The sequence below is a fragment of the Sphingomonas floccifaciens genome, assembly GCF_042681125.1.
Taxonomy (GTDB): domain Bacteria; phylum Pseudomonadota; class Alphaproteobacteria; order Sphingomonadales; family Sphingomonadaceae; genus Sphingomonas; species Sphingomonas floccifaciens.
The window spans coordinates 18,290-38,615 of the sequence record NZ_JBHUFC010000001.1; the positions used below are offsets into that span (position 1 = coordinate 18,290).

Consider the following 20,326-nt stretch of genomic DNA (forward strand, 5'->3'; position numbering starts at 1 on the left):
TCGTTCTCCCCGATCGCCGCGGACATGGCCTTGGGCAGGCGTTGGTTGCCACCCTCGAACAACAGGCCCGACACCTCCGGGTGCAGCGCCTGCATCTTCTGACCACGACGGCCGCGCCGTTCTTCCGGACGCTCGGCTATGCCGACACCGATCGCGGCGCGGCTCCCCCGGCCATCGCCGCATCGCGCGAGTTCGCCGCGCTGTGCCCCGCGTCGGCCGCCTACCTCGTGAAAGCTCTCTGATGCCGCTCCGCACGCTCGCCGATCCCGATACCATGCCGGCGCTCGATTCTGCCTACGTCATACAGCGGCCGGCGCTGGGGCTTGGCCCGCTCGATCCCGCACCGCGTATTCTTCTGCTCTATGGTTCGCTGCGCGAACGGTCCTTCTCCCGGCTGTGCGTCGAGGAAGCGGCGCGCCTGCTCCGGTTCTTCGGCTGCGAGACGCGCATCTTCGATCCATCGACTCTGCCGCTGCCCGACCAACATGCCGGCGATGACCATCCGGCCGTCCACGAGCTGCGTGAGCTGTCTTTATGGTCGGAGGGTCAGGTGTGGTGCAGCCCCGAACGTCACGGGCAGATCACCGGCATCATGAAGTTGCAGATCGACCATCTGCCGCTGTCGATGGGCGGGATGCGCCCGACGCAGGGGCGAACGCTCGCGGTCATGCAGGTGTCGGCCGGATCGCAGTCGTTCAACAGCGTCAACACGCTGCGCGTGCTGGGCCGCTGGATGCGGATGGTGACGATACCGAACCAGTCGAGCGTCGCCAAGGCGTTCAACGAGTTCGATGATGCCGGACGGATGAAGCCGTCGAGCTACTATGACCGGATCGTGGACGTGATGGAGGAGCTGGTGCGGTTCACGGTATTGCTGCGCCCGCATGCCGCCCAGCTCGTGGACCGCTATTCCGAGCGCAAGGAAGCAGGCGTGCGAATCGATCCGACGATCGATCTATCGAGTATCGCGACGGCCCCACAAAGTTAGCATCCAGGCGCGGGGAGGCTGCAGTGCACATAAGCAGATAGGATCAGCTCCCGATACCGAGAGCCATGCGGGCAGTTCGTCCCTGTCGTCGGCGATCCAGAAGCCGGCCCTAACCGTAAGACGCCACAGGCGTTATGTTTGAACGGACGATCTAACCCAGCTGCGTGGGCAGGATATGACGATGACCAATGCGATCATTCAGCCCGGCGCTAAGAAGGTGAAGACCAGCAAGACGCGATCCGGCAGCGTAACGGTGAGAGCGCCTGCGCCTTCCGAAGCGGTGGTCGAGCACAATGTAAGAGCCAGCACCCAAGCGCTCGACCGAGTGACAGAGCGATTGGCAAAGGCTGGCGTCAGGCTTTCCGTGAAGAAAAGCGTGCCGCTCTATTGGCTCGAGAGCGACAATCCCGATGTGATGATCCGCAAGCTGAACGGAAAAGTTGAGCGGGGTAGCCTCGTTGACGGTGTGTTCAAGGCAATCGGCTGATTACGGCGGTAGAGGCTACCAGGGTCGCAAGAACTCAAGAACAGGGCCAGGAAGGCCGCCCCTTGATGCCCAAGGCAAAAGCGGGGAGGCCATGTTGCTCGCATCCTACTGCATCTTCTGCGGCATTTGAAGAAACAGGCTGGCCAGGGAAACCGAGGGCCGCCTTGTAAGGCGGCCCCGGTGCTAGTTCCCTAAGCGGGAAACGGACAATCCAGTGGATGCCGCATGTCCCGATTTGATAGGGGTTGCCTCCTGGTTGGACAAGTCTCCTAGAAAGACGGATGTGCCACGTGGCACACCAATGGTCGTCGAAAGCACGAAGATTGGAGATTTTCAGGCTGAGCTGCTTGCCCTCGGTAGGGTCGACCTGCCGATCTTCGTGCTTTCGACGACCATCTCCAGCTTCGGTTATTAAAAGCTCGAACGCACCGCGAAAACGCTATCGGCAGCGAGGCGCCACCTCCGAGACGGCCAACGTAGTTCGTGCTTTTGAAAACCAGGCAAAGGCGCTGCACTAGGCTTCACGTCTTGCGCAACAGCGCCGCCTTTGTATCGTTGAGGATGCGCGAAAGCCGCTCACGACCAGAGCCCACCAAGCTGCTACCTTGGTGGGCTCAAACCATCGTTCATGAAGGCTGCTGTCTCAATGAGGCCGCCAACGACAAGAATCAGTATCCGAAATCCCGCGACAGGACGGCTCGTTACTGTCTACGGTGGCGGGGCTCTACGCGACAGGCTAACTCTCAAGGAAGAATTGGGCCTTGCTCGGCCCATTGCCGCGCAAGTTCTTCGGTCGGATCAATGACCGCGCAGGAAGCCCGCAGAAAGCCGATTGGCAATTGAACCAACGCCCGCCGCCACGATCGTCCCTGCTGCGATCCTTGTCGCTCTGCCTGCTCTGCTCGCGTTCCTGCCCCTGTTGGCGCATGCCGCCGACAGAGTGCTCGCCGGATCGTCATAGTGAGACAATTTGTTGTGTCGGCCCGCTCTGCCGATGACGAAATCCCAAAGCTCTCCAACTTTACCAACCCGCTTTGATCGCCGACGCGCGCTGAGACCAGCAGCATTTTTGAGAGAGCCGCCGCAGCGGTTGCACTTCCATGTCGCGGACAGGATCAGGCCGGTGAGCAGGAAGCGCACGTCGGTGGCGACCCGGCCGACGCCGAAGATCTCCCTTGAACCAGTTACCGCTCGCCATCACGACCATTGCCTCAATCAGCACCCTGAACCGGCCCGATTCGTGCCGGCGTCAGCTGGTCGCGCCGGTGGGCGTGATGGCCAGAGCTGAATCGGCATCGGGATGGCCGAGCAGCCTGAGCAGAATTTGCGAACAGAGGGCAGGGGGCACACGTTCGTCGCGCATTAGGTCGAATAGCGCGTCATCCTCAGGAGTCAGCGTCATGCCCTCGATTGCGAGATTTGCGCGAGCATCCTCATCGTCCTCGCGCCACATTGTATCCTCGGACGGGCTGCCGCGCACATAATCGAGCGCGCGAATTTCACGCCGCAGTGTGTCAAGGTCGATCATAGTCATGTCTCCCCTTTTGCCTCATCGAAGGCCCGCGTGCCGCGCCGCTTCCTCAGCCCAAGCTCGTCGCCGACAGGTTCGTACCACACCGTCCTACCATCCATGGAGCGCACGTAGGTGATCGCGCAATCGCGGCGGGGCGATCAGCGCTTTACGGCGCAATCTCGCTATCGAAGCGGAATGTGCCCGTCGCTGTTCTCGGGTTGATCGTGTCGCTTGGACCCTTGAGCCAATCACGTCGAGTATGTAGCTTAGCTGCGGTCAGGAGACCGCTCTTACGGTAAGACAGGCTCACAGTTTTACATAATCTATATTGTCGAGATTTCATCCATCATGTTTCGGTGAACTACCGGGCCCCAGTGGGTGCGCACTCGCCTGCAGCCTTCATGGCGCATCGTTGCGCCCAGCGGCGCTCCGTCTCCTCGACGGTGATCAGCCTCGGGGTATGAAAGAGTTTAAGCCACTGGTTGTTGCACTCGGCGCGCTCGATCACCGCGGCGGCGGCGACAAAGGCCGGATGATCCACGCATTGCGCGAGCGGCCTGCCTACCACGGCGACCGCTAAGGCCTCCGGATACGTCCCGTGAAGCGTCAGAACGCCATCGCTGTAACTGCCGCACGCGAAAGTGAAGTAGGGCGTCAGCACGCCGTTGTGGCAGAAGAGCGCGCCGAAATGGCCTTGGCAGCCGAAGTGCGCCCTGTCTCCGTCGTGGAGCGCCGCCTGCCGCTCCTCGCGGAAGACCTCGGCCGGGTTTTGGCCGGTCCGCTCGATCAGCGCCACCGCCACGTCACTGATCCAGCCGACTGAGCCGGTGCTTCTGATCACCTTCAGCCGCTCGACATTGCGGCGATGTCCGGTTCCGCTCTGCGCATGCATCCTGCCCAGCCGAGGCGTCGAGCCGACGCTCTCGATCCTCGACGGCGCCCACCACATGTGGATATCGAGCCGGATGTCGAGCGCCACGTAGGGAAGACGGAAGAGGTGCGACGGCGGCGCGTCGAACCGCAGCGGCTCCATACGAAGCCAGAGAGGAGCGGCTCCGCCGCCGAGGCGCGCCACATCGCGCTCGAAGCCCTCGCGCATCTTCCGATCGCGACGCAGCAGCTTGCGGCGATGCGTCCTGGCATGGACGAGCCGGTCAACCATGAGAGCGGCCACACGCTCCACCGGCGTCCAGGTGTCTCGGCGAAGCTGCCAGTCCTCGATGCCGATCGGTAGGACCATACCCCCGAGGTCGAAGTCTAGGACGTTTATCCCGAGGGTCGGCTCCGACACGTCGCCTTCCTCGCCGGCGAGCGTCACGCGGACATCGCGGCAATCGGGAGGCGCGACGCCGAGTCCGGGCAGGGCGGCCAGCAGGCGCCGCAGCTCGGCCACGAGCTTCCCCACCTCGTGTCCGGGCAAGATGGCGCCATCCCACGCGTCCATGTCGTCGACCAGCGGCTCGGCCTCGTTGGTGTCACGCTCCCCGTCCCATGGCCATTCGCCAACCGGGAGGTCGGACACGCCGTCCCAAGGGCGACCCAGCTAGCCGAGGCGGTTGTACTTGTCCCTCCTGATCCAGGAGGGTAGCCGCCGGATCCATGGCGCGACGTCGAAGGCGCGGAGCCTCCACCATTCGCGACCGGCCGCCATCCCGGTCACGATCCGCTCGCCGTCCGGTGCGCGGGTCAGATCATCCTCGGCGGCGAGTTCCGGGAGCGGCAGCGTGAGTTGCCTCCATGGCATACGCTTCGTCTCGGGATCGAGGCCCCGCGTCACGCGCGCACCGTCGCAAACTTATGCTTCAGTCCGTTGCGGGTCCCCGCAACCAACGGTGTAACACTAAAAGCCCCAGTCCCACCGGACTGGGGCTTTTGTGCGTTCTGCTCCCGCCGCTTCGCCGGCGAAAGACCGACCGCCGCAGCCTCGGCAAATGTCAGCATCTCGAACAGATCGCCGTGCAGCTGAATGTGGCGACGCTTCCCGCCCCGCTCATCGCCGGGCTGAACGACGATCCTGTCGATGAGGACGCGGATCGCCTCGCGTGCGACATTGCCCTCTTCCGAGCGCAAGTGCTGCTCGAGTTGCTCGACCGCTCGTTCGTAAACCAGCGCATAGTTGGCCGGCAGGCGCACGACGCACGACGACGACCGCGACCGCGGCGGTGGCCGCCGAGATCATGCCGAGTCGTCCGCCGATCAGCGAAATCGTGATGGCGATCGCGACCGAGGCGTACAGCCCCACGCGCGGATCGACGCCGGCGATAATTGAGAAGCCGATCGCTTCCGGGATCAGGGCAAGCGCGACGACGATGCCGGCGAGTACGTCGCGGCGGGCGGCGGTGCCGTCAGTAAACCACTGGCGGCGGTAGGAAGCGAAATCGAATGTCATGCGGGTTCCACATCAGGGCACATGGCGCGGCAGGGCGGCGCGGGTCGGTTGCATGTGTGATGTTGTCCGGCGGATCGGCGGCCGGCATAGCCACCCGGGGTCTCACCGGGTCCTTGCGATTGTCGCGGGCTTTAGGCGAAAATGTCGGGCGCGCGCAACCGCGACGCGATCAGGCCGATGTCGCGGTGACGTAGGAAGCGACGCCTACGTCAACGATCAGCGACGTGCCGATCGCAGCAGCTTCGCGAGTCCGCACGGACCGATCACGTTTGCAAATCAATGTCCCTCGCCCGGGAACGTTTCGACCCTAATCCGCCCTTTGCGCATCCAGCCAGCGGGCCGAGATGTCGCCCCGATGCCCATCCGGTGCCAGTGCCGCGCGGAGGGCGTCGAGCAGCGGTGGCAGTGCCTGGGTGAAGGCATAGGGCGGATTGATGATGAAGAGGCCTGCGCCGTTATAGATTCCGGGCTGGTCGGCATCGTACAGCCAATGCTCGACGTTCAGGAATTTCGGGATACCCAGCCGGCGCAACTGGCCCTTCCACTGCTGGTGGGTCAGGCGGTCCTTCAGCGGATACCAGACGACGGTCACGCCATGCGCCCATTTGCGGTGCGCCGCGGCGAGAGTGGCGGTGATGCGGGCGCGCTCGTCGGTCTGCTCATAGGGTGGATCGACGACCACCACGCCGCGCGCCGTGCGGGTCGGCAGCATCGCCAGCCAGAGTTCATAGGCGTCGCGCTCATGCACGGCCGCCGGCGTACCGCGCATCGCGCCGCGCAGGGCGTGCGCATCCTCGGGATGTTTTTCGTTGAGGATCAGCACGTCCTGCGGGCGCAGCAGTTGCGCCATAACCTGCGGGGAGCCGGGATAGAGGTGCGGCTCCGTCCCGACATTCACGGCGCGAACGGCGGCGCGATAGTCGTCGAGCAGCGGGTTCGCATCGGCAAAGGCCCGCAGCACGCCGTACGCGGCCTCGCCGGTGCGCTGCGCCTGTTCGCCGCCGAGGTCGTAGAGCCCGCAGCCGGCATGGGCGTCGATCAGCGTCAGCGCGCCCGGCTTCTGCTGCAAAGCCCGGACCAGCGCGATCAGCAGGCTGTGCTTCACGACATCGGCGCTGTTGCCGGCATGGAAGGAATGACGATAGTTCATGGCAATCCAAATCCTGTCATCGCGGATATGCGCTGAAGGTGCCGTCGCTTGGGCTGGAGGTCTCCTCGAACCGACCCGGCGCGATCCCCGCGACGGACCAGTCGCCGATCGACCAGCGGACCAGCCGCAGCGTCGGCAGCCCGACCGCCGCCGTCATGCGACGCACCTGCCGGTTGCGGCCTTCGCGGATGGTGATCCTCAGCCAGGTGTCGGGGATCGCCTTGCGCTGGCGTATCGGCGGATCGCGCAGCCAGAGGTCCGGCGGGTCGATCCGGACGACATCGGCGGGCAGCGTCATGCCATCCTTCAGCCGGACGCCGCGACGCAATGGGGCCAGGTCCGCCTCCTGCGGATCGCCCTCGACCTGCACGAGATAGGTCTTGGGCATCTTGAAGCGCGGGTCGGCGATCCGTGCCTGCAACCGCCCGTCGTCGCACAGCAGCAACAGCCCTTCGCTGTCCCGATCGAGCCGCCCGGCGGGATAGACGCTCGGCACCGCGATGAAGTCCGACAATGTCGCCCGGACCGTCGGCGATCCGCGATCGGTGAATTGCGACAGGACCCCGAAGGGTTTGTTGAACAACAACAGCCGGCTCATGCCGCGCCCATATCGTCCGCCCGCGGCAATGTCTTCCGAGCTTTGGCGGTCAGGCCGAGTTCCGGGCAATGGCAGCGGCGTCGGGGCGACGAATAATGTCCGCGCCGCCCGGTCGCGGATTTGCCTTGCTAGAAGTCGAGCGCGAGCGCGGCGACCAGCCGTCCCTTGCTGTCCTCCTCCGCCAAGCGCCCGCGATAGCGTGCATCGACCCAGGCGAGGGACAAGGTCACGGGGCCGGTCGCGAAATCGGCGCCGACCAGCCAGTCGATCTTGGGTGCATCCGTGGTGGTGTTGACCCCCGCTTCGCGACCGAGATGGGCTCGCACGGTGACCGGTACCCGGGGCAGCGGCGTCGAGACGTCGGTGAAGACGTAGAGGCCGTCCGTGTCGCCCAGCTGCGCCTGGTGCGGAGTGTAGCTGATGCCGAGCTTCACCTCGCCATCGCCCACGGCGTGAGCGCCGCTGCCATAGATTTCCGCGCTGCTGACGTTGTCGGCGCCGGGGTACAGATAGGAGATGATGCCGACATCGACGCTCCATCCCGAGAGCACGGTGCGGTAGCCGCCGTACACGTCCACTTCCGTATGCGCGCCTTCATAGGCCGCGATCGTCGAGCCCCAGAGGCCGGCGTAGATGCCGGACGGGGCGGTCGCTTCCACCGACCCCTGAACCGCCGGATCACCATCAGTCTGGGTGATGCCGCGGAAGCGATAGTCGCTGACGGCGGACAGGTTGATGTTCACGACCGGCGTGTCGCCCGTGATCCGCTTGCCGTCGGGAATTGCGTCGGGATCGCGGTTCGGGCGCGGCCCATTGGTCTGGACAGGGGGCGTGGGCACGGGAACGCCATCGGTCGGCGTCGGTAGCAGGAACGCTACCAGGGCAAGCGGAATCATGCGGCCTCCATCTGGCGAAGAAATATGGCGATGTCGTCGTTCAGGGTGCCGAGCATCGTCGCCAGGTCCATGGCGACGGCATCCATGCGATCCGCGGCGTCCAGGCCGACGGCGATCGCCGAGCGTGCATCGGCCACCGCAGCCGCGGTATTGCGACTTTCGGCGGCGACCGCATCGATGCTCTGCCGGATGGTCGAGGCGCCCTGCACCTGCTGCTGGACGACCGTGGTGATGACGCCGGTGGCGAGTTCGGTCCGCGACAGGGCGGACGCGACCGTCCGGGCGGCGTTCGAGGTGTCGGCGGTGCGGCGCATCAGCGTGTCGAGCTGATCGGCCACCAGCCGGGTCAGGCCGGCGGTATGATCGGCCAATGCCTTCACCTCGTTCGCGACGACGGCAAAGCCCTCGCCCGCGACACCGGCGCGCGCCGCTTCGATCCGCGCGTTGAGCGCGACCAGGTTGGTCTGTCGGGACAATTGGTCGATGCCGCCGACGATCCGGCCGATCTCATCCAGCGACGCGGACAGGGCGGTGATGCTGACCTGCACCTGTTCGCCGTCGTCGCTGGCGCGCTGGACCTCGACCAGCGCGGCGCGGGCCTCCTCCTCGATCTCGCGACCGGTGTCGGCGAAGGCGGCGGCCTCTGGCGTCAGCTTGCCCATGCACCGTTCGGTCTCCTCCGCGGCACGGGTGGCGACGTCAACCAGTTGTCCCAGCCCGCGGCCCTGGTCGCGGACATGCTCGGACGCGCCCGCCAGACTTTGCGCCTGGCCCTGCATGGCGCGGAGCAGCGGCGACAGCTTCGCGTCGAGCTGCTGTTTCGCGTCGCTCAGCGCCGCCTGTCGGGTCGCGGCAAGGCGCCGGTTCAGTTCGTCGTTCTCGCGCCTGACGTTGCGGACGATCACTTCCAGCCGTTCGCGAGCGGCTGCTTCGGCTGCCGCCGCGCCGGATCTGGCGGCCTTCAGGTCGGCCAGTGCGTGTCGCGCATCCTGCGCGTCGGTCGCGGACTGGCGCATCGCCGCGTCGGTCTGCTCGATCGCCAGGCGGCAGCGGCGCAGGATTCGACTGCCGATCAGCGCCATCGCCAGCAGGAGCAAAGCGAGCGGCGGCAGGCACATCGTGCGCAGCGCCGTTCCCGGCCGCTGCACGGACCAGGCAAGGTGGCCGAGCGGACGACCGTGCGGATTGCGGAGCACGGACATGCCGGGCGCGGACGCGGTCGACGTGGCCTTCGCGTCGAAATGCAGGCCGGTCAGTCCCCGTTCGGCGCCGAGAGCGCCAAGCTGCTCGGACGTCAGGATATCGACGAACAGCAGATAGGATGCCGGTCCCGAGGGCAAGCTGACCTTGCCGGGGTCCGGCACGATCGCCGCAATGCTGAAGGCGGCCAGCTGGTCGCCGATGCGAACCAGGCCGCCGCGGCGATGATCCTCGCCGACCGGCTTTCGGCGCAGTTCCGCCACGGCTTTCGTCAGCGCCGGCCCCATCATCGCGAACGGGTCGATGCGCGCCTGCGACAGGCGATCGCTCGCGTAGATCGCCCGGTTGCGGCCATCGATCACGAAACTGTGTTCATAGCCCTGCGTACGAAACAGATAGGGGCCGATGTTGTCGCTCGCCCATTCCGGGTCGAGCGCAATCACCAGATTGGCGACCGAATCGTCCCAGGTCGCGTAATCGCTCTGGTTGCGCCGCATGAAGTCGAGCCGGCCCGTCACCACCAGATTGGCGAGCTCTGCTTCGCGCTTCGCCTCCTGCGCATCGGACTTGACCGTCAGCCAGATCAGCAAGGCGAGGATGATGACGCCCGCTGCCCCCATGATCGCGCAGAGCGGATACAGAAAATGGCGCCGATAGCTGCGGAGCGACGCGCGATCATGTCCCTCCGCCATCGCTGTCGTGCCATCCTGCATGCAGAGGCTGATGACAGCGATACCTTAAAACCGAGATAATTGCTTTGAATTGTATAGTTTAATTTCTGCCGGCGAATCCGGCATCATCGGGCGATGCCATCCCGCGGGCGGCGGATCATGCCGGCGTCCCCTGCGTAATGCGACCACGCTCAGGCTGCGCGCGCGGCGAGCCCATGCCGCCGATGCCGGGCTAGACTAGGAGCGAATGACGCCGGCCGAGGGCTATCCGGGGCGGACGGTCCCGGCCGCACAGCTGCAAGACATCACTTCGGAGCGGTGTCGCCGGGATAGCGGTGGGCGGGATCGACTTCCGCCGGGGGATTGGTCGGTGCGGGGCGTATGTCGCCCGGCTTTGGCGCGGGTTTCGGCGTGGGGCTGGGGGCGGGAATGGTGCTGCTCCTCGAAGCGGTGGGCGTGTCCTGCGGCGCGCTGCACCCGGTGGCGACCGGCAGGACCAGCGCGAGACACATCAGCCGGGCAGGGTGGGGCAACGCCAGTCTCCGATCGAAATTCATGCGCGCAAGCTATCGGGCAATATCGCCGCGGCCAAGCCCCGTCCGCTGCTCCAATGGCTGCTGGCCTAATTAATCGGGCGTTGACGAAGGCCGGCCGGCGTGAAATATCTCCTGTCATCGACCTGGGGCAACATCCTGAATTGCTTTGGGGATTTCGGTTGTGCGGCGGTCTTGGGAGGGGCTGCCGAAGTATGCGGCGGGCGTGTGTCCTGCCGACCGGCGCCGGTCTGCGGACCGGACGCGCAGTCCCTTTGCGGGGGCTCGTAAAGACAGACTGTCGTTGCCTGCCGCCGGGTGTGGCCGGGGAAGCGTCGGATACGGCGCGGTGCCCGTCCGCGTGCGCGGTTCGTGACGGAATCACCAGGACATGTACGGGAGAGTTTGTAGATGATTAGCGAGATCTACCGGGCCGAGGATCAGGTCCAGCACGAAGCGAACGCCGCCATCTGCGGATGCCCGGCCTGCACGGGCACGGCGGGCGACGCATCCGACGCGGTCGGCGCCTCGATCGACCCGCTGGCGGGCGGCACCCTCAACGGCAAGCCGATCTGGACCGCGGATCAGGTCGCCGCCTACCTCAACCGTACCGGCGCCGCCTATGGCAGCAAACCGACCGACGCGGTCCAGCAGGGCGACAGCGATATCAAGACGATCACCTACGGCTTCTTCGCGACGCAGGCGGAACTGGCCAACAACGGCTATGTCTATCAGTCGCCGGCCGACGGAAAATATTACGGCCTGGCCGAATATTTCAACTTCGCCGCCTTCAACGATATCCAGAAGTCTGCCGCGCGCGAAGCGATGCAGTCGTGGGACGATATCGTCGCGGTGTCGTTCGTCGAAACCAACGTCAACAACGCCGACATTACCTTCGGCAACCTCGCGAACGCGCCGACGACCCAGGCCTATTCGCGCCTGCCGCTCGACCGCATCTTCGCAAACGACGCGGTCAACGCGCAGTCGAAGGAGATCGCCGGCGACGTCTGGATCTCCGCCAGCCAGCAGAGCAACTTCCGCCTGGACGAGGGCGGCTACGGACTGCAGACGCTGACGCACGAGGTCGGCCACTCGATCGGCCTCAGCCATCCGGGCGCGTATAATGCGGCACCGGGCCTCTCGATCACTTATGGCGCCAATGCGGAATATGCGCAGGACACGCGTGCCTATACGATCATGTCCTATTTCGAGGGCAGCTCGATCTCGGGCACGCGCCACTTCGACTTCCACATGTCGACGACCGCCTATGCCGGCGTGCCGCTGATCCACGACATCGCCGCGGCGCAGAAGATCTACGGCGCCGACATGACGACGCGCACCGGCGATACCGTGTACGGCTTCAACAGCAATGCCGGTCGTGATTCCTACGACTTCACCAAGACGCCGGCGCCGATCATGGCGATCTGGGATGCCGGCGGGAACGACACGATCGACGCGTCGGGCTATGCGACCAACCAGCTGATCGACCTGGCCCCGGGCTCGCTCAGCAACATCGGCGGCGTGACCTACGACACCGCGCCGTCGCTGGCGCAGGTCAACGCCAACCGCGCGCTCCAGGGCCTGCCGCCCGTCGCGCAGGCGACCTATGACGCCAACATGGCCGCGCTGAAGGCCAATCCGGTGGTCGGCACGCTGACCAACAACGTCGGCATCGCCTATGGCGCGACGATCGAGAATGCGATCGGCGGGTCGGGCAACGACACGATCCTGGGCAACAGCGTCGACAACATTCTGACGGGCAATGCCGGTAACGACATGCTCGCCGGTGGCGGCGGCAACGACATCCTCGATGGCGGAATCGGCGACGACACGATGCTGGGCGGCCTCGGCAACGACGTCTTCTTCGTCGGTCAGGTCGGCGACGTCGTGATCGAAAAGGCGAACGAGGGCACCGACACCGTCCGCAGCGCGATCGATTACGTGCTGGGCGACAATGTCGAGAATCTGGTGCTGACCGGCGCTGCGACGACCGGCACCGGCAACGCGCTCGACAATCGGCTGGAGGGCAATGCCCTGTCCAACCGCCTCGACGGCGGCGCGGGCAACGACATCCTGGTCGGTGGCGACGGCATCGATTACCTGACCGGCGGCGCCGGCGCGGACATCTTCGTGGCGGAAATCACCGCGACCAAGACCGCCAGCAAGGTCGGCACTTTGTCGTTCGACGTCGTGCTCGACTTCGCGGCCGGCGATCGCATCGATCTGAGCGGCATCGACGCCAACACCCTCGTGGCAGGCGATCAGGCCTTCACCTTCGTCGGCAACGCGGCCGGCAAGAATGCGGGCGAGCTGTCAATGCAGCGTTTCGGCAACATCAACGCCGCCGAGAACGCGCTGGGCATGGATCTCGACGGCATCGACGGCAAGAGCCCGTTCCAGGGGCCGGTGACGGTGCTGCTCGGCAACGTCGACGGTGGCGGCTATGATTTCGCGATGGTGTTGTTCGACACCAAGACGATCACGCCGCCCGAACTCATCCTGTGATCGACATGGCGGAGCGCACCCGCGGCGCTCCGCCATCTGTCCGGGCGCGGGCGTTGCTGAGACGAATCGTCATCCAGCCGATCCGTCATTTCCGTTCTTAGAGCTGGGAGCGATCAGCTTTGTTCACCCCCGTTCGCCCTGAGCGAAGTCGAAGGGCAGTTCTGCGCAAGGTGCTTCGACTTCGCTCAGCACGAACGGGTGAACAAAGCTGATCGAAACCGACCCTTAGCTTCGTCGTCCCGGACTTGATCCGGGACCCAGAGCCAAGAGCCGTGCCGCTTGTGGCCCTGGATCCCGGATCAAGTCCGGGATGACGGTGCCTTGATGGCAGATATTCGACGCCCTGATGCCGAGTGGCGATCCGTCGTCGAGTCCGGCCCATTGCACTTGCGACGGCCACGCCCGCCCCGCATAACACATCATGTCCTTTCCGATCGTGATGGACCGCGAAGGGGCCGGACGGCGGGGTGATGGTCCCCGCGTCCGGCCCTTTTCGGCGGTTCGTCGGATCGTCTCGTCCAGAAAGCTTCCCCGATGCGTCTGCTCGCCTCCTGCCTCTCGCTGTCTCTGATCGCCGGCACGGCGGCCGCGCAGGAGCGGCCGGCCGTGACTGCGGCCGACTACACGCGCGCCATGAAGCAACTGGGGCCGTGGACGGCGCCGCTGGTCGATCATGCGGTGCGCTCGGCGCATTGGATCGACGCGCGGCGCTTCTGGTATGTCGACACCGATCGCGGTGTGCCGACGATCATGCTGGTCGACGCGACCAAGGGGACCAAGGCACCCGCCTTCGATACGGTGACGTTGCTCGGTGCGCTGAACGCGGCCGGGCTGAAGGAGCGCGACGCGACGAGGCTGGGCTTCGACGGCTTCGAGCCGGACTTCGCGCAGGGCACCGCGGTCGTCCGTGTCCGCGGCGAGCGGTTTTCCTGCGCGCTGGCGCAACCCTATGGCTGTACCAAGCCGACGGGGCAGCGTGCCGGCCTGGCTTCGGCCGTGCTGTCGCCGGACGGCAAGCGCGCGGTGTTCGTGCGCGATTGGAACCTCTGGGTCCGCGACGTGGCCAGCGGGGCGGAGCGCCAGCTGACGACCGATGGCGTCAAGGACTTCGGCTACGCGACCGACAATGCGGGCTGGAAGCATTCGGACGACGCCATCGTCATCTGGTCGCCGGATTCGACGAAGGTCGCGACTTTCCAGCAGGACCAGCGCGCCGTCGCCGACTTCTCGACCACGACGACGCAGGTCGGCCACTCGGTTGTCGAAACGTGGAAATATCCCTTCGTCGGCGACAAGGAGATCATCCAGATCCAGCGCGTCATCGTAGACGTTGACCGCGGACAGGTGACCCGGCTGAAGATGCCGGCGGAACCCCACCGGTCGTCGCTGTGCGACGACGTCGTCTGCGGCGATGGCCCGCAGGACATGCAGTGGGCGAAGGACGGCCGGACGCTCGCCTTCGTCTCCACCTCGCGCGACCACAAGGTCGAGACGGTCCGCATCGCCGATGCGACCACGGGCGCGGTGCGGGACGTGTTCACCGAAACCGTGCCGACCTGGTTCGACAGCGGCTACAATGACGAGGGCTTCAACTGGCGCTACCTGTCGCAGCGCGGCGAGATCCTGTGGTGGTCGCAGCGGGACGACTGGGGCCATTATTATCTGTACAGCGCGAAGACCGGCAAGCTGCTGCGGCAGGTGACGCGCGGCGCATGGAACGTCGACCACCCCGTCCATATCGACGAGCGTAGCGGCCGAATGCTGATCGCCGCGGTCGGTCGCGAAACCGGGACGGACCCCTATTATCGCAGCATCTACGCCGTGAGTTTGAACGGCGGCGCCCCGAAGCTGCTGACGCCCGAGCGGCAGGACCATATCGCGCTGCCGTCGAGCGACGGTCGCTATTTCGTCGATATCTATTCGACGCCGCAGGAGGCGCAGACGGCCGTGCTGCGGCGCGCCGATGGCAAGCTGGTCGTAAACCTCGCGAAAGGTGACCTGACCCGGCTGCGGGCGACGGGGTGGCAGGCGCCGGAGAGCATCGCGGTCCGGTGCAGCGACGGCAAGACCGTGTGCCACGGGCTGCTCTTCAAGCCGGCGGGGCTCGATCCGCAGCGCAAATATCCGGTCGTCGACTATATCTATCCGGGGCCGTTCATGGGGACGATCCCATCGCGGCAGTTCTCGACGGCGCTGAACGACACTGGGGCGCTGGCGCAACTGGGCTTCGCGGTCGTGGCGATCGACGGGATGGGAACCCCGCGCCGGTCGAAGGCCTTCCAGGACTATTACCACCGCGACATGGGCCTTCAGGCCGTGCCCGATCAGGTCACCGGTATCCAGGATCTGGCGTCGCGCTATGCCTGGATCGATACCGACCGCGTCGGCATCTGGGGGCATTCGGGCGGCGGCAATGCGACCGCGACCGCGATGTTCCGTTACCCCGAGTTCTTCAAGGTCGGGATCGCCGAGAGCGGCAATCACGACAACCGGAACTATGAGGATGATTATTACGAGAAATACCTCGGCCTGCTGACGAGCGACGGCAAGACGACGAACTACGACGGGCAGGCCAACCAGGACTTCGCCAAGAACCTGAAGGGTAAGCTGCTGCTCGCGCACGGCATTCTAGACGACAATGTGCCCTTGTCGTCGACTCTGCTGGTCGTCGATGCGCTGCAAAAGGCGAACAAGGACTTCGACCTCATCCTCTTCCCTCGCGCCCAACACGGCTTTGGCGACATGGGCGGTTACATGATGCGGCGCCGCTGGGACTATTTCGTCGAACATCTGATGGGCGCGACGCCGCCGAAGGAGTTCAAGATCACGGGGCCGGGCGCGGGGCGGTAATCCGACGTCGGACGCGGGGCTCCTCGCCCTGCGTGCCGGCAAGGCGGTGAACGTCGGTGTGACGGTCGATTCAGGCGACGGTTCGCCGCCTCTTGCCGAATGCCGATCCGCCGGAGTGAAGCGCGAGCTTGCTGGATAGCTCATACCGGCGCCGCTTCGTAGCAGGCCTATATTCTCTAGATACGGTTACGGCCTTCACACCGCACATTCCACCGCTTGATTTTGTTACGAACTGGTCCGTATAAGAATAAAAAGAGCGGGAGAGGTGCGATGGCTGTGCAAGCGATGCCGGAGAAGGCGCGTGCGTCGTTCATGGGGGCAACGCGACAGCGCTATGTCATGCTGTCGCTGATCGCGACAGGCACGCTCATCAATTATCTCGATCGCACGATCCTCGGCGTCGCAGCACCCGCCCTGACCAAGGAGTTGGGGATCAACGCCGCGCTGATGGGTGTCATCTTTTCCGCCTTCAGCTGGTCTTATGCGGCGTCGCAGGTGCCGGGCGGGGCGTTCCTCGATCGATTCGGGACGCGACTGACCTACTGCCTGTCGGTCGCCTTCTGGTCGTTCTTCACGCTGCTGCAGGCGTTCGTCCACGGCGTCGGCGCGCTCATCGGGTTGCGGCTGGCGCTCGGGGTGGCGGAGAGCCCGTGCTTCCCGGCGAACAGCCGGGTCGTCGCCACTTGGTTCCCGCGCGACGAGCGGGCGTTCGCGACCGGCGTCTACACGGTCGGCGAATATATCGGCCTCGCTTTCCTCAGCCCGCTGTTGTTCCTCGCGCTGGCGACCTTCGGTTGGCGGTCGCTGTTCGTGGGCGCGGGCGCGATCGGCCTGCTCTTCGCCATCGTCTGGTGGCGCGGCTATCGCGAGCCGAAGGAAAGCCGTGCCAATCAGGCGGAGCTCGACGAGATCGTCGCCGGCGGCGCGCTGCTCGATCAGCCGCCCGTCCAGCGGTTCGACTGGTCGGCGGCGGGCAAGCTGCTCAAGACGCGGCAGATGTGGGGAATCTGCCTCGGCCAGTTCGCGGGCAATTCGACCTTGGTGTTCTTCCTCACCTGGTTCCCGACCTATCTCGCGACCGAGCGACATATGGACTGGCTGAAGATCGGCTTCTTCGCGATCGCGCCCTTCATCGCGGCATCGGTCGGGGTGCTGTTCGGCGGCTGGTGGTCGGACCGGATGCTGCGGCAGGGCAAGTCGCCCAATGTCGCGCGCAAGCTGCCGATCATCCTCGGGCTGCTGCTCGCTTCCACGATCATCGCGGCAAACTTCGTCGAGAGCAACGCCGCGGTCATCGCGATCCTGAGCCTCGCCTTCTTCGCGCAAGGCATGGCGGCGCTGGGCTGGACGCTCGTGTCCGACATCGCGCCCGAAGGCATGCTGGGCGTGACCGGCGGCATCTTTAACCTGGCCGCGAACCTGGCGGGGATCGTGACGCCGCTCGTCGTCGGTGGCATCGTCGCGGCGACGGGCAGCTTCTTCTACGCGCTGGCCTTCATAGGCGTCGTCGCGCTGCTGGGGGCGCTGGCCTATATCGTCGTGCTGGGCGACGTGAAGCGGATCGTGCTGGACTGACACATGCCCGTTCGTGCTGAGCGTGTCGAAGCACGAACGGAAGGGTGGGGGCGTCAGTCCACCGGCGGCGCAGGGCGGAAGCGGTTCTGCGCCGTTAGGCGGATCGGGGCGTTGGGCGCGCCATAGCCATCATAATCGGCACGATCGACGAATTCGAAGAAGAAGGTCCGGGCGAACGCGCGGCTGTAGATCTGGCGGTATCGGCGGCCGGGCGCCTCTTCGTCGATCAGGATGCCGTACTGACGCAGGGTCGCGGTTTCGTCGTCGGACAGGCCGAATTTTGCCGCGACGTCGTCATGGTAGTTGGCCGGGATCGGTAGCCGCTGAAGCCCGCGGGCGGCAAGCGCTTCCGCCGTCGCGGCTACGTCGGCCACGCGCAGCGCGATATGCTGGAACCCTGCGCCGAACGATTGCGACAGGAACCGCGCGGACAGCGCGCCCGGCGCGTCGGTGCTGTTGAGCGTGATGCGAAAGCTGCCCTCGCGGTTCTGGATCGCCTGGCTCTGGACCAGGCCGTTCGGGTCGATCACGTCCTGCGGTGTCTGCACCTGCACGTCGAACAGTGCGCGCCAGTAGAGTTGCCACGACAGGAATTCGTCGTGATGGACGGTCGCGGCGAGGTGATCGATCGCCAGGATGTCGACGCGTGGCTCAGCGGGTGCCGCGTCGATCACGAATTCGTCGTCCCAGATCGTCCGGGCCGCTTCGGTGTCTAGCACATAGACCAGACTGCCCGCGACGCCGCGCAGCGCCGGCATGGCGGGCAGGTCGCTGGCGTGCTCGGGAATGCCGAGCGCGCGCGCTCTTGCCACCGCCGCCGGTCCGTCGGCGACAACCAGCCCGATCGCGCAGATCGCGGTGCCGTGGACGGTGCGATAGCTGGCGGCGAAACCATCCTCTTCGTAATTCAGCACGAAATTCGCCGCGCCGGCGCGCCATAGCTCGACGCGCTTGCTGCGGTGGCGGCCGATCCGGTCGAAACCCGCACGGTGCAGCATCGCGCTGAGCTCGTCCGCGTCCGTCTCGGCGACGGCGAATTCGACGAATTCGACGCGGTCGATCTTGGCGCGGGCGGGCATCGTCGTCGGCCACCCCAACTTCCGCGCAGCGGCGTCGCGCAGCGCATCTAGCGCGCGCAGGCCATCGCGCGCGACCATCTCCGCCGAGCTGCCGCGGAAGCGGTCGTTGAAGATCTCCAGGCTCAGCGGCCCGTCGTAGCCGATGCGCAGGATCTCGGCGACATAGGCGGTCAGGTCGAACCCGCCCTGCGCGGGCAGGCTGCGGAAATGGCGGCTCCAGTAGAGATAGTCCATGTCGAGCAGCGGCGCGTCGGCCAGCTGGACGAAGACGAGCTTTGCCGGATCGATCGCGCGGATCGATTCGACCGGAATCCGCCTCGCGAGCGAATGGAAGCTGTCGAGCAAGATGCCGATATTGGGGTGATCGACCGCTTGCACGATCTCCCACACGTCGCGGTGGTCGGCGACGTGACGGCCCCAGGCGAGCGCTTCGTAACCGACGGTGACGCCATATTCGGCGGCGATATCACCCACCGCGCGCAGGTCCGCGACGATCGTATCGCGGTCCCCCGACGCGAGCGGGGAAGTGTTCGAACACAGCAGCAGCCGGTCGCAGCCGAGCGTCTGCATCACTGCGAACTTCTGGCGCGCGCGGGCAAGCGCGCGGGTGCGGTGCGGTTCCGGCATCCCCTCCACATCGCGCAGCGGCTGATAAAGCACGCAGGTCAGGCCGAGGCTGTCGAGCAGCGCCCGCACCTCTACGGCCGACAGCGCGGAGGCGATGAAATCGGTGTCGAAAATCTCGACCGCGCGGAACCCCGCAGCGGCGGCGGCGCGCAGCTTGTCCTCCAGCGTGCCGCTGATCGATACGGTCGCGATGGCGTTGGTCATGGCGCTGTGCCTTCGGGTTTGGGGAGCGGAACACTGGCGAGCCGGTCGGACTGGAACGACCCGAGCCACACGGTATCGCCGACCAACGCCGCGGCGGAAAGGCCGTTGAACTGCGGCTGCGGGCGGCCATAGGCGACGGTCGCAATGCGGCGCGCGGTTCGGTCGACCGCACCGACCACCCAGCCGCGGTGGCAGAGCATCGGGTCTGCGACCCCGTTCACGACCGCGCGGAGTCCCCCACAGGCGGGCTCGTCGAGGCGCATTCCTGCGACCAGCAGTCGCCCGCCCGACCAGCGGATGTTGTCGGGCATGAAGTCTGGCGCGACGAAGCGATCGACCGGCTGGCGGGTGTCGGCGCGGTCGTACATCACGACCGCGTGCCAGCCGAAGGCGACGACGTAGAAGTGCCGCTCGTCGGGGTCGGTCTCGATCCCGTTGTTGCCGGGCAGCTCGGTGCCGGGCAGCTGTTCGAAGCGGTCGGCGCCGGGCGCGAGCCGCCACACCGCGCCGGTCGGGCGTCCGAGCATGAAGTCGCCGATCGTCGTGCCGGGTCGCGTCAGGACAGTGGCGAGGATCGTGCCGTCGGCGAAGCTCGCGACGCTGTTCGCGACCTGGCCGGCGGGCATGGGGACGCAGCCACGCCAGGTCAGCGTCGGTGGGGCGGTGCCGGTGGCGGCGACATCGAACATCTCGATCGACTCCCGTCCGCCGTGATTGACGACCAAGAGCCGCCAGCGACCGGGGCCGGTCGCGCGGAGCGATAGGCCGCGGGCATTGAACAGCGCGGCGTCGAGCGGGCCGGGGCAGGTGCGCATCCAGCGCGGGTCGGGGCGGCGCTGCCCGGCATCGCCCGTGTACCACTGCGTTGCGCGGCGGGCGTCGATATCGACCAGCTTCAGCCCCGCGCCACGGGCGAACCCGCTGGCGATCAGCCAGCGCGTGCCCGGCAGCGCGACGACGTCCTCGGGCTTCTCGGTCCCGCAGACATAGGCGAGCGTGTCGTCGGCGGTGCAGGCGGGCGTCGCCGCCAGGGCGGTGGCAAGGGCGAGCGCCAGCATCCG

Annotated in this window: 16 protein-coding genes, 1 pseudogene and 1 other annotated feature; of the genes and pseudogenes, 6 read left to right on the forward strand and 11 right to left on the reverse strand. The window is 66.0% G+C overall.

The features are described from left to right. The 3 genes from ACFSC3_RS00095 to ACFSC3_RS00105 all read left to right on the forward strand — a co-directional run. The coding region (locus ACFSC3_RS00095) for a GNAT family N-acetyltransferase (RefSeq protein WP_380937511.1) at window positions 1-242 on the forward strand (242 nt) is incomplete at its 5' end. Continuing rightward, window positions 242-988 (forward strand): arsenical resistance protein ArsH, encoded by a 747-nt coding sequence (gene arsH, locus ACFSC3_RS00100; protein ID WP_380937513.1) that lies wholly within the window; start codon window positions 242-244, stop codon window positions 986-988. The genes ACFSC3_RS00095 and arsH, both read left to right, overlap by 1 nt. 181 nt (window positions 989-1,169) lie before the next feature. Then, entirely contained in the window at window positions 1,170-1,475 is a 306-nt protein-coding gene (locus ACFSC3_RS00105; protein ID WP_350025996.1) for a hypothetical protein, read from the forward strand. 1,249 nt (window positions 1,476-2,724) lie between these two features. Here the strand turns inward: ACFSC3_RS00105 and ACFSC3_RS00110 are convergent. The 9 genes and pseudogenes from ACFSC3_RS00110 to ACFSC3_RS00150 all read right to left on the reverse strand — a co-directional run bounded on the left by ACFSC3_RS00110 (window position 2,725) and on the right by ACFSC3_RS00150 (window position 10,449). Beyond that, window positions 2,725-3,009 (reverse strand): hypothetical protein, encoded by a 285-nt coding sequence (locus ACFSC3_RS00110; RefSeq protein WP_350025997.1) that lies wholly within the window; start codon window positions 3,007-3,009, stop codon window positions 2,725-2,727. Window positions 3,010-3,349: 340 nt separating this feature from the next. Next, window positions 3,350-4,510 carry a hypothetical protein gene (locus ACFSC3_RS00115; RefSeq protein WP_350025998.1) on the reverse strand — a complete coding sequence of 387 codons (1,161 nt, stop codon included), beginning with the start codon at window positions 4,508-4,510 and terminating at the stop codon, window positions 3,350-3,352. A 21-nt stretch (window positions 4,511-4,531) separates the two neighbouring features. After that, window positions 4,532-4,732, reverse strand: a complete 201-nt coding sequence (locus ACFSC3_RS00120; RefSeq protein ID WP_380937516.1) for a hypothetical protein — start codon at window positions 4,730-4,732, stop codon at window positions 4,532-4,534. A gap of 396 nt (window positions 4,733-5,128) precedes the next feature. After that, a pseudogene (locus ACFSC3_RS00125) lies at window positions 5,129-5,377 on the reverse strand (SulP family inorganic anion transporter); the annotation flags it as partial. Between the two features lie 60 nt (window positions 5,378-5,437). Further along, window positions 5,438-5,493, reverse strand: a sequence feature (sul1 is cis-regulatory element that is thought to sense ions involved in sulfur or methionine metabolism; They are found in Alphaproteobacteria). Between the two features lie 191 nt (window positions 5,494-5,684). Next, on the reverse strand, window positions 5,685-6,527 hold the full coding sequence (locus tag ACFSC3_RS00130; RefSeq protein WP_380937518.1) for a 23S rRNA (adenine(2030)-N(6))-methyltransferase RlmJ: 843 nt from the start codon (window positions 6,525-6,527) through the stop codon (window positions 5,685-5,687). A gap of 16 nt (window positions 6,528-6,543) precedes the next feature. After that, window positions 6,544-7,125 (reverse strand): pseudouridine synthase, encoded by a 582-nt coding sequence (locus ACFSC3_RS00135; protein WP_380937520.1) that lies wholly within the window; start codon window positions 7,123-7,125, stop codon window positions 6,544-6,546. Window positions 7,126-7,253: 128 nt separating this feature from the next. After that, a complete protein-coding gene (locus ACFSC3_RS00140; protein WP_380937522.1) occupies window positions 7,254-8,021 on the reverse strand; it encodes a TorF family putative porin in 768 nt (255 codons plus the stop codon). After that, on the reverse strand, window positions 8,018-9,934 hold the full coding sequence (locus ACFSC3_RS00145) for a methyl-accepting chemotaxis protein (protein ID WP_380937524.1): 1,917 nt from the start codon (window positions 9,932-9,934) through the stop codon (window positions 8,018-8,020). Before ACFSC3_RS00145 ends, ACFSC3_RS00140 begins: the two co-directional genes overlap by 4 nt. A 263-nt stretch (window positions 9,935-10,197) precedes the next feature. Beyond that, entirely contained in the window at window positions 10,198-10,449 is a 252-nt protein-coding gene (locus tag ACFSC3_RS00150; RefSeq protein ID WP_380937526.1) for a hypothetical protein, read from the reverse strand. Between the two features lie 387 nt (window positions 10,450-10,836). Here ACFSC3_RS00150 and ACFSC3_RS00155 point away from each other — a divergent pair, with 387 nt between their 5' ends. The 3 genes from ACFSC3_RS00155 to ACFSC3_RS00165 all read left to right on the forward strand — a co-directional run bounded on the left by ACFSC3_RS00155 (window position 10,837) and on the right by ACFSC3_RS00165 (window position 17,355). Beyond that, window positions 10,837-12,930: a M10 family metallopeptidase C-terminal domain-containing protein gene (locus tag ACFSC3_RS00155; RefSeq protein ID WP_380937528.1), complete on the forward strand. Its 2,094-nt coding sequence runs from the start codon at window positions 10,837-10,839 to the stop codon at window positions 12,928-12,930. A gap of 534 nt (window positions 12,931-13,464) precedes the next feature. Next, a complete protein-coding gene (locus tag ACFSC3_RS00160) occupies window positions 13,465-15,780 on the forward strand; it encodes a S9 family peptidase (protein WP_380937530.1) in 2,316 nt (771 codons plus the stop codon). A gap of 270 nt (window positions 15,781-16,050) precedes the next feature. Beyond that, window positions 16,051-17,355 (forward strand): MFS transporter, encoded by a 1,305-nt coding sequence (locus tag ACFSC3_RS00165; RefSeq protein WP_380937532.1) that lies wholly within the window; start codon window positions 16,051-16,053, stop codon window positions 17,353-17,355. A gap of 53 nt (window positions 17,356-17,408) precedes the next feature. On the opposite strand, the gene ACFSC3_RS00170 is transcribed toward ACFSC3_RS00165, so the two are convergent. Next, window positions 17,409-19,265 carry a bifunctional sugar phosphate isomerase/epimerase/4-hydroxyphenylpyruvate dioxygenase family protein gene (locus tag ACFSC3_RS00170; protein ID WP_380937534.1) on the reverse strand — a complete coding sequence of 619 codons (1,857 nt, stop codon included), beginning with the start codon at window positions 19,263-19,265 and terminating at the stop codon, window positions 17,409-17,411. Continuing rightward, window positions 19,262-20,323, reverse strand: a complete 1,062-nt coding sequence (locus ACFSC3_RS00175; RefSeq protein WP_380937536.1) for an SMP-30/gluconolactonase/LRE family protein — start codon at window positions 20,321-20,323, stop codon at window positions 19,262-19,264. Before ACFSC3_RS00175 ends, ACFSC3_RS00170 begins: the two co-directional genes overlap by 4 nt. Window positions 20,324-20,326: the final 3 nt, after the last annotated feature.

Coding starts and splice junctions, on each gene's coding strand:
- ACFSC3_RS00145 (WP_380937524.1), bottom strand. CDS start 9,934: ATGCAGGATGGCACGACAGCGATGGCGGAGGGACATGATCGCGCGTCG.
- ACFSC3_RS00105 (WP_350025996.1), top strand. CDS start 1,170: ATGACCAATGCGATCATTCAGCCCGGCGCTAAGAAGGTGAAGACCAGC.
- ACFSC3_RS00170 (WP_380937534.1), bottom strand. CDS start 19,265: ATGACCAACGCCATCGCGACCGTATCGATCAGCGGCACGCTGGAGGAC.
- ACFSC3_RS00120 (WP_380937516.1), bottom strand. CDS start 4,732: ATGCCATGGAGGCAACTCACGCTGCCGCTCCCGGAACTCGCCGCCGAG.
- ACFSC3_RS00160 (WP_380937530.1), top strand. CDS start 13,465: ATGCGTCTGCTCGCCTCCTGCCTCTCGCTGTCTCTGATCGCCGGCACG.
- ACFSC3_RS00175 (WP_380937536.1), bottom strand. CDS start 20,323: ATGCTGGCGCTCGCCCTTGCCACCGCCCTGGCGGCGACGCCCGCCTGC.
- ACFSC3_RS00135 (WP_380937520.1), bottom strand. CDS start 7,125: ATGAGCCGGCTGTTGTTGTTCAACAAACCCTTCGGGGTCCTGTCGCAA.
- ACFSC3_RS00165 (WP_380937532.1), top strand. CDS start 16,051: ATGGCTGTGCAAGCGATGCCGGAGAAGGCGCGTGCGTCGTTCATGGGG.
- ACFSC3_RS00140 (WP_380937522.1), bottom strand. CDS start 8,021: ATGATTCCGCTTGCCCTGGTAGCGTTCCTGCTACCGACGCCGACCGAT.
- arsH (WP_380937513.1), top strand. CDS start 242: ATGCCGCTCCGCACGCTCGCCGATCCCGATACCATGCCGGCGCTCGAT.
- ACFSC3_RS00110 (WP_350025997.1), bottom strand. CDS start 3,009: ATGACTATGATCGACCTTGACACACTGCGGCGTGAAATTCGCGCGCTC.
- ACFSC3_RS00150 (WP_380937526.1), bottom strand. CDS start 10,449: ATGAATTTCGATCGGAGACTGGCGTTGCCCCACCCTGCCCGGCTGATG.
- ACFSC3_RS00130 (WP_380937518.1), bottom strand. CDS start 6,527: ATGAACTATCGTCATTCCTTCCATGCCGGCAACAGCGCCGATGTCGTG.
- ACFSC3_RS00155 (WP_380937528.1), top strand. CDS start 10,837: ATGATTAGCGAGATCTACCGGGCCGAGGATCAGGTCCAGCACGAAGCG.